General features: G+C 73.4%; 9 protein-coding genes. 4 read left to right on the plus strand and 5 right to left on the minus strand.

Features of this window, described 5'->3' with window-relative positions; all coding sequences use genetic code 11:
• The first annotated feature begins 204 nt into the window (after nt 1–204).
• Nucleotides 205–1,485, plus strand: coding sequence for an MFS transporter (locus E1264_RS13270; RefSeq protein WP_132173185.1), 1,281 nt, complete (start codon nt 205–207; stop codon nt 1,483–1,485).
• A 60-nt stretch (nt 1,486–1,545) separates the two neighbouring features.
• Nucleotides 1,546–2,169: an RNA 2',3'-cyclic phosphodiesterase gene (gene thpR / locus E1264_RS13275; RefSeq protein WP_132173129.1), complete on the plus strand. Its 624-nt coding sequence runs from the start codon at nt 1,546–1,548 to the stop codon at nt 2,167–2,169.
• On the opposite strand, the gene E1264_RS13280 is transcribed toward thpR, so the two are convergent.
• Together E1264_RS13280 and E1264_RS43335 are read right to left on the minus strand one after the other, a co-directional pair.
• Nucleotides 2,106–4,265 carry a hypothetical protein gene (locus E1264_RS13280; protein ID WP_132173131.1) on the minus strand — a complete coding sequence of 720 codons (2,160 nt, stop codon included), beginning with the start codon at nt 4,263–4,265 and terminating at the stop codon, nt 2,106–2,108. The genes thpR and E1264_RS13280 overlap by 64 nt on opposite strands.
• Nucleotides 4,266–4,389: 124 nt before the next feature.
• Nucleotides 4,390–5,427 carry a hypothetical protein gene (locus E1264_RS43335; RefSeq protein ID WP_207935893.1) on the minus strand — a complete coding sequence of 346 codons (1,038 nt, stop codon included), beginning with the start codon at nt 5,425–5,427 and terminating at the stop codon, nt 4,390–4,392.
• Nucleotides 5,428–5,578: 151 nt separating this feature from the next.
• Here E1264_RS43335 and E1264_RS13290 point away from each other — a divergent pair, with 151 nt between their 5' ends.
• On the plus strand, nt 5,579–6,583 hold the full coding sequence (locus E1264_RS13290; protein ID WP_132173133.1) for a hypothetical protein: 1,005 nt from the start codon (nt 5,579–5,581) through the stop codon (nt 6,581–6,583).
• Nucleotides 6,584–6,637: 54 nt separating this feature from the next.
• Here the strand turns inward: E1264_RS13290 and serC are convergent, their stop codons facing one another.
• Together serC and E1264_RS13300 are read right to left on the minus strand one after the other, a co-directional pair.
• Nucleotides 6,638–7,774 (minus strand): phosphoserine transaminase, encoded by a 1,137-nt coding sequence (gene serC / locus E1264_RS13295; protein ID WP_132173135.1) that lies wholly within the window; start codon nt 7,772–7,774, stop codon nt 6,638–6,640.
• A 10-nt stretch (nt 7,775–7,784) separates the two neighbouring features.
• Nucleotides 7,785–8,147: a hypothetical protein gene (locus tag E1264_RS13300; RefSeq protein WP_132173137.1), complete on the minus strand. Its 363-nt coding sequence runs from the start codon at nt 8,145–8,147 to the stop codon at nt 7,785–7,787.
• A 157-nt stretch (nt 8,148–8,304) separates the two neighbouring features.
• On the opposite strand from E1264_RS13300, the gene E1264_RS13305 reads away from it, so the two are divergent.
• A complete protein-coding gene (locus tag E1264_RS13305; protein ID WP_132173139.1) occupies nt 8,305–11,184 on the plus strand; it encodes an ABC transporter substrate-binding protein in 2,880 nt (959 codons plus the stop codon).
• A gap of 97 nt (nt 11,185–11,281) precedes the next feature.
• On the opposite strand, the gene E1264_RS13310 is transcribed toward E1264_RS13305, so the two are convergent.
• On the minus strand, nt 11,282–12,394 hold the full coding sequence (locus E1264_RS13310; RefSeq protein ID WP_132173141.1) for a citrate synthase 2: 1,113 nt from the start codon (nt 12,392–12,394) through the stop codon (nt 11,282–11,284).
• Nucleotides 12,395–12,616 lie beyond the last annotated feature (222 nt).

Genomic DNA, 12,616 nt, shown 5'->3' on the forward strand with positions numbered 1-12,616 from the left:
TCCCCGCACACCCCCGAGTCCGCCGACGCCGAGCCGTCGCCGCAGAAGAGCGCCGCGCTCCCGGCGGCCGGGCAGGCGGACGATGACGAGCCCCGCGAGACCGGCGAGCTCGACGACCCCGACGAACCCCGCGCCCCCGATCAACACCGCGAGACCGGCGAGCCCGAGGGGCTGGACGAGGGGGACGAGCCGCGCACGGGAGCCATGTTCCGGTCGCTGCGGAATCGGAACTATCGGCTTTTCGCGGCGGGGCAGGTCGTTTCCAACACCGGGACGTGGATGCAGCGCATCGCGCAGGACTGGCTCGTCCTTGAGCTGGCTCACGGCAGCGGCACCGCGCTCGGCATCACCACCGGCCTGCAGTTCCTGCCGATGCTGCTGTTCGGTCTCTGGGGCGGAGTCATCGCGGACCGGTATCCCAAGCGGCGGGTCCTGATCCTCACGCAGGTCTCCATGGGCGTGCTCGCGCTCATCCTGGGCCTGCTCGCGGTGACCGGCGCCGCGCAGGTGTGGCACGTGTACGTGCTCGCCTTCGGGCTCGGGCTCGCGACCGTCGTCGACAACCCCACCCGGCAGTCGTTCGTGGTCGAGATGGTGGGGCGGCGCGATCTGCCGAACGCGATCGCGCTGAACAGCGCCTCGTTCAACGGTGCCCGGCTGCTCGGCCCCGCCGTCGCCGGCGTGCTGATCGCGCTGATCGGCACGGGGCCGGTGTTCCTGGTGAACGCGGCGTCGTTCGGCGCCGTCCTGTTCGGCCTCTACGCGATGCGGGCGGACGAGCTGCACCCCGCCGACCCCGTCAAGCGCGCCAAGGGGCAGCTCCGCGAGGGCCTGCGCTACGTCCGCGGTCGCCGCGACCTGATGCTGGTCCTGATCCTCATCGGGTTCCTCGCCATGTTCGGCATGAACTTCGCCACCACGGTCGCGCTCGTCGCCAAGGAGGTCTTCAACACCGACGCGTCCGCGTTCGGGCTCGCGTCCAGCATGCTGGCGCTCGGCGCGCTCAGCGGCGCGCTGCTGGCCGCGCGGCGGGTCGCCAAGCCGCGGCTGCGGTTCCTGGTCGCGGTGGGCCTGGTGTTCGGCGTGCTGGAGGTCGCCACCGGCCTGATGCCGACGTACTGGACGTTCCTGGCGCTGCTCGTCCCGACCGGCGTCGCGATGATGACGATCATGACGGCGGCGAACGCGACCATGCAGCTCAGCGTCGCGCCGGAGATGCGCGGGCGCGTGATGGGCCTCTACATGTTCGTGTTCCTCGGGACGAACCCGCTGGGCGCGCCCGCGATCGGCTGGCTCTCGGAGAACTTCGGCGCCCGGACGGGCCTCGTCGGCGGCGGGCTGATCTCCGTCGTCGCCGCGTTCGCCGTCGGGGTGGTGGCGGCGCGGGGCGCGCGGGGCGAGGACGGGGCGATCCGGCCCGCGCTCGACCGGATCCGGCGGCGCCCCGCCCCGGCCGCCGCATCCGGTTCCGGTGGTTGCGCGTGACGGCGTGACAAGGGGTGCCATCTGCTGAAATGCTGGCGTGGTGGCCCTACGGACGCTCCCATGAGGCTTTTCGTGGCGCTCGTGCCGCCACCGGACATTCTGGACGAGCTGGAGGAAGCCGTCCTGCCGCACCGTGACGCGGTGCCCGAGCTGAGATGGGTGCGGCGCGAACTGCTCCACGTCACGCTGACGTTCCTCGGCGAGGTGGACGACCGCACCCTCGACCGGCTGCTCCCCAGGCTGGAGCGCGCGGTCGGCCGGCACGAGCGGATGTCGCTGTCGCTGGCGGGCGCGGGGGCCTTCCCCGGCAGCGGCACGCACGCCCGCGTCCTGTGGACGGGCCTGTACGGCGACCGCCGCGGGGTGGCGCGCCTCGCCGCGTCCACCACGGCCGCAGGCCGCCGCGTCGGGACGCTGCCGGACAAGCACCGCGGTTTCCGCCCCCATCTCACGTTGGCGCGGTCCAGAAGCCCGGTGGACGTGCGCCCGCTCATGGAGTCGCTGTCGGCGTTCGCCGGGGCGGCGTGGACGGCCGGTTCCGTCCAGCTGATGCGCAGCCACCTGCCCGGCAAGGACTACAGCCAGCTGACGTACGAGTCGCTGAAGACGTGGTCGCTGCGTCAGAGCTCGGGCGGCGGGGGCGCGGGACGGTCGGCGTCGGGCGGCCCCCAGGGCAGGCCGTAGCGCTCGCAGGCGCGGCGCAGGTCGTCCAGGTCGGGCGGGAACGTCACCTGCCGCAGCACCCGCCCGGACGGGCTCCACACCACCAGCCGCGGCATCCGCTCGGTCGCCTCGTCGATGCCGACGCCGCCGACGCGGTCGCGGCCGAGGTCCCACTCGACCTTGCCGCGCCGGGTGACGACCGCGAGCCCCGCGGACGACACCCGCAGCTGCGGACGGTTCCGGTCGTACAGCCAGTAGCCGACGAGGCCGATGACCAGCCCCGCGGGCACCGACCAGGACGCCGTCGCGTTGAACCCGCCGAGCTCGGGCCCGAGCCACACCGCGCCCAGCAGCGCCACGGCCTCGCAGAGCAGGACGCTCATCCCGTACGTCCCGATGCGGGAGCGGCGGGTCGCGTCCAGAAGCGTTCCCGGCGCGGTCGTGGGGTCGGGCGGCGCGGAGACGGCGAACGTGAGGTCGTGCTCGTCCAGCGGGCCCGGCTGCTGGGTCTGGGCCGCGGCCGTCTCCCCGCCGGTGTTCTGCGAGGACACGGACGCGGTGGCCGGTTCGGAGTCGGTCAGTGTGGTGACCGCGGAGTGGAACGCGGCGCTGAGGTAGGCGTCGTACTCGGCGTCGTTGACCGGCAGCCCGGCGCGGCGGGCCGCGTCCCGCAGGTCGGTGCGGGAGATCCGCAGCGCCGACAGCGGCGCGGCGAAGAACTCGTCGCCGTCGGTGTCGTAGAGCCGGACCCAGGCGTGCCCGGCGATGGTCAGCAGCTCGATGCCGCCGATGCGGTCCTCGGGCATCTTCAGCACGATGTCGCCGGCGGCGTCCGCCCAGCCGAGCCCGCCGTCCGCGACGACCAGCCGCCCGCCGGGGACCTGCGCGAAGATCTCGGGCAGCCCCTCCAGGCCGTACTGCGGGCGGCGCGGCGCCCGCGCGCCCGGCGTGATCACCCGGTAGCCGTGGTCGTCGAGGGCGTGCGCGAGCTGGAAGCCGTCCAGGCCGTGCGCGGGCAGCCGGGCGACGAGTTCGAGGCGGTGCCCGAACGCGAGCGCGGCGAGGTCGGCGCGGCGCGGCTCGCCGCTCACCGGGTCGAGCCGCAGGCCGGGGCCGACGACGACCGCGGCGACGTCCCGGGCCCGCAGGTCCAGCACCTCGCGGCGGCGGCCGGGACGGGCCCGCACCCGCAGCCGCTCCGCGTTGATCGTCCAGCGGACCTGCGCGGCCCGCAGCAGCCGGCGGCGCGCCATGAGGACGCCCGCGATCGCGGCGAGCGCCCAGCAGCCGGCCGCGAGCCGGGCGCCGAACTCGCCGGTGCCGTCCACCGCGATCCGGACGATCATGACGGTGCCGAGCAGGGCGGTGAGCCCGCCGAGCAGCACGACGCGGCGGCGGCTCGGCAGCGGCTCGGGCGTGTCAAGCCGCTGCTCCTTGCCGCCCGGCGCCTTGCCCCCCTTGCCCGCCTTGCCCTCGCCGGGGCCCTGGCCGGAGCCTTCGTCGGGTTCGGTCGAGGACGGTTCGTGCGCGGCGGCGAGAAGGGCCGCCTCCTGGTCGAGCAGCCGCTTCTCCGCCGCGTGGTCGCGGGGCAGCGGGCCGCCGCCTGGGACGTCCTCGTCCAGCGTCGGGATGCGCAGGGCGTCGTCGAGCGCGGGGTCGAGGAGGTCGGTGGCCTCGCCGTCCAGCACGTGCATGGGGATGCCGAGGCGCCTCGCCGTCACGAAGACCGTGAGCGGCTCCAGGCCCATCGAGGTCATCCCGCCCACCGCGGTACGGCCGAACCGGTGGAACACGGTCAGGATCCCGTCGCCGGTCGTGATGGCCAGCGCGTCGATCCGGGACCGCTCGTAGGAGACCAAGCTCAGCCCGCCCGGCCCGATCTTCTCCAGCCCGGCCGCCGACAGCCGCCAGTACGGCCGCGGGCGGCGCCGCCGCGCCTCCGGGGCCGCGCCGAGCAGCCACGGGATCGCGGCGACGACGCCGATCAGCGCGGCCCACAGCCACACCGGACGGATCGGCAGCAGCGCCAGCACCACCGCGAGCAGGGCGAACGGCCCGGCGGCGACGGGACGCCACCGGCCGCCGGGCCCCGCCAGGCCCACGAGCTCATGCTCCACAGTCCGCATCCTCACACGGGTCCTTGCGGGCCCGTCGCCTCCTTCCAGGATCCCGTCGCCGTCCGAAACCGACTTCCATCGTGCCGGTCAGGTGCGGCTTTCCGCCCCGCCTGCCAACCCCTTCTCATCGGCCTCCCGACGAGCCTCCGCGCCCGCGCAGCAGCCCGTAGCCGACGGCCGCCGCGATGGCGAGCGCGAGGAGCAGCCCCACCCTGGTGTTCCGGGTGTCACCGGCGACGCCCTCGGCGTCGCCGCCCGACCCCGCGTTCTTCGGGGCCTTCCCGCCGGACGGTGACGGCAGCGCCTCGTCCGGCAGCGGCAGCCGGTAGACCGGCTGGTTCTCGCCCTCGGACCCCAGGAGAAGGGACCTGCCGTCCGCCGTGTAGGTCAGTGATTCGCCCTGCGACTGCATCGGGATGCCCAGCGATCTGATCGACTTGCCCGGACGGCCGTCCGGGCCTACGGAATAGAGACGCGCACCGAAGTAGGACCGGATGACACAGGTGCGCCCATCGGGGGAGAAGGCGCCGTCGGTGGCCATGGCGGGCGCGTCCGCGACCTTGCGCATCACGTTGTATCCGCTGCCGCGGAGCTTCGCCGGGCCCTCGTACACCTTGCCGCCGAACAGCTTGCTCGCGATGTAGACCCGGTTCGTCCGCGGGTTGATCATGAAGGTCTCGGCGTTGCGCGGCCCGTCCGCGTACTTGATCCTGAAGCTGGTGGCCCGCAGCGTCTGGCTCCTGATCTCGGACGGCTCCCTGATCCGGTACACCGTCACGTACGGCCACGCGCCGCCGAGATTGTCGCCGATGTCCGCCACGAAGATCGCCGGACGGCCGCGCTCGTCCCTGCCGAGCGCCATGCCCTCCCAGTCGCGGGCGCCCGCCCCGGCGAGCGTCAGCACGGCCCGGACGCGCCCGCCCGCGTCCAGCGCGTAGACCTTCGGGACGCCGCCCGAGTCGTTGTGCGTGTAGACGATGCCGGGGTGCCGCGCGCTGGCCGCGAGCCCGCTGGACTCGTTGATCCGCGGGTCCTCGATCGTGAAGGCGATCTGCTCGCCCCAGGCGGCCCCCGACGCGGACGCGGCGGGCGCGAGAACGCAGGCCGACGTCCCGGCGAGGGTGACGGCGGCACCGGCGCGGGCGACGCGGCTCAGTGACATGCCTGGATCATCCCCGTTCCGCGCCCCGACGATCATACGGCCCGCGTCAGTTCAGCAGCGCACCGAGGACCACGGCCAGGACGAGCGCGGTCAGCACGGTGGGAAGCAGCCAGCGGGGCGCGCGGTTCACGCTCCGAGCCTATTCGGCGCCATGAGCGACTCGAACCGTCCGCCCATGATCTGCATCTCATCTGGCATGTGCGGATTGTTCGGGATGGTGCGCTCGCCGTTCGCCGACGACCCGGGGCCCGCCTCGGACGTGTTCGTCACGCTGGGCGCGCTCGCGGAGGAGCGCGGCACGGACTCGGCGGGGCTGGCGCTGCTCGGCGGCTGGCCGGGCCTCGGGGGCTGTCCCGGCGGCGGGTCCGAGACCGCCGCCGGTAGCGTGGTGGGCTGCCGTGTCGTCAAGGGGCGCGGCCGCTTCTCGGGGATCTGGCGGCCCGAGTTCCTCCCCGAGCTCGACCGCGCGCCGGTCGCCCTCGGGCACACCCGCTGGGCGACGCAGGGCTCGCCGGCCGAGGCCGGCAACGCCAGCCCGATGGTCGTCCCCGGGACGGCCGCGGCGGGCGGCCTGTCCGCCGGCATCGTCGCCACCCACAACGGCGACGTCGACGCCGCCGCCCTGCGGTCGCGGTTCGCGCTGCCGCCCGCGTCCGGGACGACCGACAGCGAACCGATCTTCCAGCTCCTCGCGGGCAGCGACGATCCGTCCGGCGTGACGGGCGTCCTGGAGGCCCTGGTCGGACGGGCCGCGCTGGTCTGGGTCCACCGCGACCGCCCGACCGAGGTGCATCTGGCCCGCGCCGCGCTCAGCCCGCTGACCGTTGCCGTGGACACCGAGCAGAACATCTACTGGGCGTCCAACCCGCGCTGGTTCCGGGAGGCCGAGCTGCACACGCGCGTGGAGTTCGCGACCGTGGTCATGCTCCGCGAGGGCACCTACCTGAAGATCGGCATGGAGCGCCGTCCCGGCCGCCGCGACCTGCCCGAGGTGCTCGCGACGGCGACCTTCCTCCCGACGGCGCGCGGCACCGACATGGACCCCCGCGTCTGGACGGGCTTCACCCGCGCTGACGAGGAATGCGACCGCGCCGGCCTGCGCCACCGCGTGGCGGAACCGCTCGGCGGCACCGGCGGCCTGCTGTCCGTCGCCTGAACCGACTCTCAGGGGCGCGGCGCCTCCGAGAGCCGGACGGCCGGCGGAAGACGGCTAGAGGCGCTCGACGACGTAGTCGACGCAGGCGGTCAGCGCCTCGACGTCGGACGGGTCGATCGCCGGGAACATCCCGATGCGGAGCTGGTTGCGGCCGAGCTTGCGGTACGGCTCGGTGTCCACGATGCCGTTGGCGCGCAGGATCTTGGCGACGGCCGCCGCGTCCACGTCGTCGTTGAAGTCGATCGTCCCGACCACCTGCGAGCGCTGCGCCGGGTCCACGACGAACGGCGTCGTGTACGACGTCTTCTCCGCCCACGTGTAGAGCCGCTGGGACGAGTCGGACGTGCGGGACGTCGTCCACGCCAGCCCGCCCTGGCCGTTCATCCACTCGATCTGCTCGGCGAGAAGCAGCAGCGTCGCGACGGCAGGGGTGTTGTAGGTCTGGTCCTTGGCGGAGTTGTCGCGGGCCGTCTTCAGGTTGAAGAACTCGGGGACGTACCGGTCGGACGCGGCGATCTCGTCGATCCGCTCCAGCGCTGCCGGGGACGCGAGCGCCACCCAGAGGCCGCCGTCCGCGGCGAAGCATTTCTGCGGCGCGAAGTAGTAGACGTCGGTCTGCGTCACGTCCACGGGCAGGCCGCCCGCGCCGGACGTGGCGTCGACGAGGACGAGCCCGTCGCGCGCGATCGTGCCCGCCGGGCGCCGGATCTCCATCGCGACGCCGGTCGAGGTCTCGTTGTGGGTGAGGGCGTAGGCGTCCACGTCCTCCTCGGCCGACGCTTCCGGGTGCGTCCCGGGCGGGGCGGAGATGACGGTCGGGTCGCCCAGCCAGGGCGCGCTCGTGGTGACCTTGGCGAACTTGCTGGAGAACTCGCCGAACGTCAGGTGCTGCGACCGCTGCCGGACGAGCCCGAACGCGGCCGCGTCCCAGAACGCGGTGGTGCCGCCGTTGCCGAGCAGGACCTCGTACCCCTCGGGCAGCGAGAACAGCTCGCCGAGGCCCTCCCGGACGCGCCCGACGAGGGACTTCACCGGCTTCTGCCGGTGCGAGGTGCCCATGTAGGTCGAGCCCGAGTCGGCGAGCGCCGCGAGCTGCTCCGGGCGGACCTTCGACGGACCGCATCCGAAGCGGCCGTCCGCGGGCCTCAGATCGGCGGGAATGTCAATGGCTGGGTTCGCGCTTTCGGTCACTCACCAGAGGCTACTTCACCCGGCGGACGGCCCAGGCAACCAGGGTCACCAGCGCGATCGCGCAAAGCGTGGCGATCACCGCGGGCGGGTAGATCCAGTCGTCGCCTCTGCCATGGGCCTCTACGGCCGTGGTGACGGAGTCGTAAACGAGGAACGCCAGGATGAGCGCGGCGAGGACGGCGGCGATCCGTCCCGAGACCGCGTTGGTGCGGCGGCGCCGCTCCTCGCGCTCCGCCTCATACCGCCGCAATTCCTCCGCCGCGTCCGGCGAAGCGGTGTCCGAAGCGGTACCCGCCGAAGGTTCTGGACGCGACGCGGGCGCGGCCGCCGGGCCGATGTCGCCTTCCAGCGGCTCGTCGCGGTCTTCACCCATGGGCCAATGATGGCAAAGTCGCCGAGTTTCCTGCACGGACGCGTGACGATCGGGAATTTTCGATCCTTTTCACGCTCCGCCGCGTCCAAAGCCGATAAGGGGCGGTGGGGAGAACCGAACCGGGGAGCGCCACAGGGACGGAAGTGAGGCATGACCCATGGCGGGCGACGGCGACCGGCTCCCGACCGAGGATCGGCTGCGCGGGGTGCTCGACCTGTTCGAACGGCTACGGGAACGGCCGCGATGGCGCGCGCGGCTGAGACCGCTGCTCCTCCTCCTCGGCCCCGGCCGCGCCACCTCCCAGGTCGCGGAGATGCTGAAGTCCCGGTGCGAGGACGAGCGCGCCCCGGTCTCGCACATCGCCGCCGAGACGCCCGCCACCGACGTCGCGGGCGTCCTGCGGGAGGCCAAGCGGGAGCTGTCGCAGCCGAGCAGCCACGCCAGGGGTGAGCCCGCGCTGCGGTTCCCGCTGCTGGAGATGGCGCTGTGGCTGCGGGACCTGCGGGAGATCCGGCTGGCGGGGGACCGCGCGGCGCCGCGCGGCGCCGCGCCCGCCGAGCGGGAGAACCACCAGCTCGTGCGGCGGCTGACGCATCCGCCGGTCGGGGACAACGAGAACGCGCGCCGCCGCGAGCTGAACAAGGTCATCCGCAGGCGCGGCCGGGACGTCCTGCGCGACCTGGAGGCGCCGCGCGGCCGCCCCGCGACGTACCTGACGTTCCTGGAGCAGATCGCCCCGATCGGGATCGCCCTCGTCGCGCTGATCAGCGCCGGGACGGCCGCGGCCCTCGACCTCGCGGCGGCCGTGTTCGCCGCGATCGTCGGGGTGGCGTTCGTGACCGTCCAGATCGTGGCACGGACGCGCGGCTGGTACGGGGTCCGCCAGTTCGGCTGGTTCCTCAAGCAGCCCTATGTCGACCGCGACTCCACCGGGTTCCTCGGCTTCGCGCTGGGCGTGTTCGATCCGCGTCCCGTCGAGCCGGACGGCCACGGCGAGCAGCTCGACCTCCTGCTGGTCGCCGCGTTCCTGGAAGACCTGCGCCGCTGCTACCGGCGCGACTACCGGCGGGCCGCGTGGGCGCGGGTCCGCTACCCGGTGCTCATCTTCGAGCGGCTGTCGGCCGGGCATCCCGGGGTGGCGTTCGTGGAGCTGGTCGAGCGGGTCCGCGCCGACGGGCAGGCGGGCCGGCTGCCCTGCTTCGACCCGCTCGTCGTCGTCGCGGGCGTCGACCCGGACGCGCCCGCCGAAGCGGACCCGCCCGCGCCCGGGGGCCGCAAGCTCGTCGACCGGATCGCGCAGGCCGTCCGCGTCGACATGTCGGCGGGCGACCCGCAGAGCGTCGTCGCCGCGCGCGGCCTCTGGGACCGGTACGCCCGCGAGCAGCGGCGCATCGGCGCGCTCGGCTCCCGCCGGGAGCTGCGCGTCGACATCACCCGCGACCCGGGCGGCGACCTGCCGCCCGTCCGGCCGGTGCGGCGCCGCCCCCGGTTCGCGCATCCGGCGCTGCCGTGGATCGCGATGGTCGCGGTCGCGGCGGCGTCCATCGCCGTGATCGCGGTGCAGGCGCGGATGTACTGCTCGCCGGTCGACATCCGGCGGATGGAGAACGGCGAATGCGTCGGCATCACCGACGGGTCGTTCTCCTTCGGCGAGAACTCCGGCGGCAAGAACAACGACGGCCGGCTCAGCGAGGTGCTCGGCGAGATCGAGTCGCAGAACGACCAGGTCAAGGAGTCCGGCAAGCCGTACGCGACGGTCGTCTACATCGGCCCGGTGACCGCCGACCCGTCGATCAAGAACCGGCGGATCGAGCTGCTCGCGGGCGTCCAGGGCGAGCTGATCGGCCTGGCGATCGCGCAGAAGCGGTTCAACGACGCCGCCGAGGGCGAGGACCTGCGGCTCCGGGTGCTGATCGCCAACGCGGGCGCCAGGTTCCGCTACGCCGAGCACGTCGCCGGGCAGATCCGCGAGCGGGCGCTGGAGGACCGCAGCATCGTCGCCGTGATCGGCTTCGAGCAGAGCCGCACGCAGACCCAGGAGGCGATCAGGCTGCTGGCCAAGTCGGCGCTGCCGCTGGTCAGCACCGCCAACAGCTACGGCAGGACGGCCCTGCTCGACGGCGACGCGGGCTACTCGCCGTACTACTTCCGGCTGGCGTCGCCGAACGCCCGGACCGCGAAGCACGCCGCGTACTGGGCCCGCAACGGCCACGTCGGCGGGAAGAAGGTGGACGAGGCGGTCGTCATCTACGACGGCGACCCCGACGACCTGTACAGCAAGGACCTCGCCGTCGAGTTCCAGAAGGCGTTCCGTCCCGGCGTGACGCACATGCGCCCCTACCGGAACCCGGGGGACCTGAACAAGGCCGTCCGGGAGGCGTGCCGGACCAGGCCCGACATGTTCTACTACGCCGGGCGGTCGGACGAGTTCCGCTCGTTCGCCAACGTCCTGGAACTGTCCTGCCCCGAACCCCGGCTCGTCCTGACGGACGACGAGATCGCCAAGTACGTCAGCGACAACGCCGCGGAGCTGGGCCGCAAGGGCACCTTCGAGCTCTACTTCACGCCGCTGGCGGCGCGCGAGGCGTGGGACCGGCGGTGGGTCGGCGAGCAGTCGCCGCAGACCTTCTACTCCGACTACGACCCCTTCGTCCGGGAGATGACCGTCCAGGACGGCGACTCGGTCCAGCGGCCGTCGATCACCCGCGCCGCCGTCGCCTACGACGCGGCCACGCTCGTGGCGACCGTGGCGCGCACCGTGTACTGGCGGGAGAAGGCGCCGCCGTCGGCGGGCTCGGTGTTCGCGGCGCTGGACGACCCGGCCGACGACGTCCTGCGCAACGGCGCCAGCGGCGTCATCCGCTTCGGCCCGCGCTCCACCGGCCACCAGGTGCTCGACAAGCCGGTGATCCTCGCGAGGATCACCCCGGACGGGAAGACGCAGGTCACGCAGCTCTGCGGCCGCCTCATCACCGGCCCGCAGGGCAAGGCGGACTGCCCGCCCGCGGATCCGCCGCCCGCCGTCCCGCCGCGCTAGGCGCGATGGCCGCGATGAGCGAGGCCCCCGGATCCGCCGCTGGATCCGGGGGCCTCCAAGTCTGGTCGAGGGGACGGGAGGACGAAGGGACGGAAGGTCAGCCGACGTGGCGCTTGAGGACCTCGGCGGCCCCGGCGACGTCGCCGATGGAGCGCGTTCCCGGGCCGGTGTACCGGGCGCTCGGCCGGACGAGGCGGCCGGTGCGCTTCTGCTCCATGATGTGCGCGGCCCATCCCGCCGTGCGGCCGCAGGTGAACATGGCGGGCATCATCGCGGTCGGGACCTCGGCGAAGTCGAGGATGACCGCGGCCCAGAACTCGACGTTCGTCTCGATCGGACGGTCGGGACGGCGCTCGCGCAGCACGTCCAGCGCGGCGTCCTCCAGCGCCTTCGCGGCCTCGAACCGCGGCGCGCCGAGCTCGCGGGCGGTGCGGCGCAGCACCCGGGCGCGCGGGTCCTCGGCGCGGTAGACGCGGTGGCCGAAGCCCATCAGCCGCTCGCCGGAGTCGAGGATGTCGGTGACGACCTTGCGGGCGTCGCCGACCTGCTCCACCTTCTCGATCATCGGCAGCACGCGGGCCGGGGCGCCGCCGTGCAGCGGGCCCGACATCGCGCCGATCGCGCCGGAGATGCTGGCCGCGACGTCCGCGCCGGTGGAGGCGATCACCCGCGCGGTGAAGGTGGAGGCGTTCATGCCGTGCTCGGCGGCGGAGACCCAGTACGCGTCGATGGCCCTGACGTGCTTCGGATCGGGCTCACCGCGCCAGCGGACCATGAACCGCTCGGTGATCGTCTCGGCGGCGTTGATCCGCTCCTGCGGGACCATCGGGACGCCGATGCCGCGCGCCGACTGGGCGACGAACGACAGCGCCGTCACCGAGACCCGGGCGAGGTCGGCGCGGGCCTCCTCGTCGGAGATGTCCAGGAGCGGCCGCATCCCGTACGCGGGGGCCAGGGTGGGGAGGGCGCTCTGCACGTCCACCCGCACGTCGCCGGACGTGACCGGCAGGACGTGCGGCTCCGCGGGAGTCAGCCCCGGGTCGAAGCTGTCGTCGACGAGGAGTCCCCAGGCGTCGCCGAAGGAGACGCGGCCGACGAGTTCCTCGATGTCGACGCCCCGGTAGCGGAGGGCGCCGCCCTCCTTGTCCGGTTCGGCGATCTCGGTCTCGAAGGCCACGACCCCCTCGAGACCGGGTTTGAAGTCGGACATGATCGTCCTGCCTTTCGTCTCCACGAGTGAACATTCTTCGTCCGGCCTGTCCGCGAGGGGCGGCCTGTCCGCCCGACCGAGGACGAAGAGTGTTCAGCTGATAAGGCGGTGCCGTGCCATTGAACCCTGTCGGTTTTACCGACCAGTACCCAGGGGTCGTCCGAGTTGCACAAGAGCCAGGTGAGAGGCTCTGACCCTGTGAATGCCCCAACGCCCGATCCG

The organism is Actinomadura sp. KC216, from assembly GCF_004348535.1.
GTDB lineage: Bacteria > Actinomycetota > Actinomycetes > Streptosporangiales > Streptosporangiaceae > Spirillospora.

What these genes read in the sequence shown, in the direction of transcription:
- E1264_RS13270 (WP_132173185.1), top strand. Translation starts at nt 205, where the DNA reads ATGTTCCGGTCGCTGCGGAATCGGAACTATCGGCTTTTCGCGGCGGGG.
- thpR (WP_132173129.1), top strand. Translation starts at nt 1,546, where the DNA reads ATGAGGCTTTTCGTGGCGCTCGTGCCGCCACCGGACATTCTGGACGAG.
- E1264_RS43335 (WP_207935893.1), bottom strand. Translation starts at nt 5,427, where the DNA reads ATGTCACTGAGCCGCGTCGCCCGCGCCGGTGCCGCCGTCACCCTCGCC.
- E1264_RS13290 (WP_132173133.1), top strand. Translation starts at nt 5,579, where the DNA reads ATGAGCGACTCGAACCGTCCGCCCATGATCTGCATCTCATCTGGCATG.
- E1264_RS13300 (WP_132173137.1), bottom strand. Translation starts at nt 8,147, where the DNA reads ATGGGTGAAGACCGCGACGAGCCGCTGGAAGGCGACATCGGCCCGGCG.
- E1264_RS13305 (WP_132173139.1), top strand. Translation starts at nt 8,305, where the DNA reads ATGGCGGGCGACGGCGACCGGCTCCCGACCGAGGATCGGCTGCGCGGG.
- E1264_RS13310 (WP_132173141.1), bottom strand. Translation starts at nt 12,394, where the DNA reads ATGTCCGACTTCAAACCCGGTCTCGAGGGGGTCGTGGCCTTCGAGACC.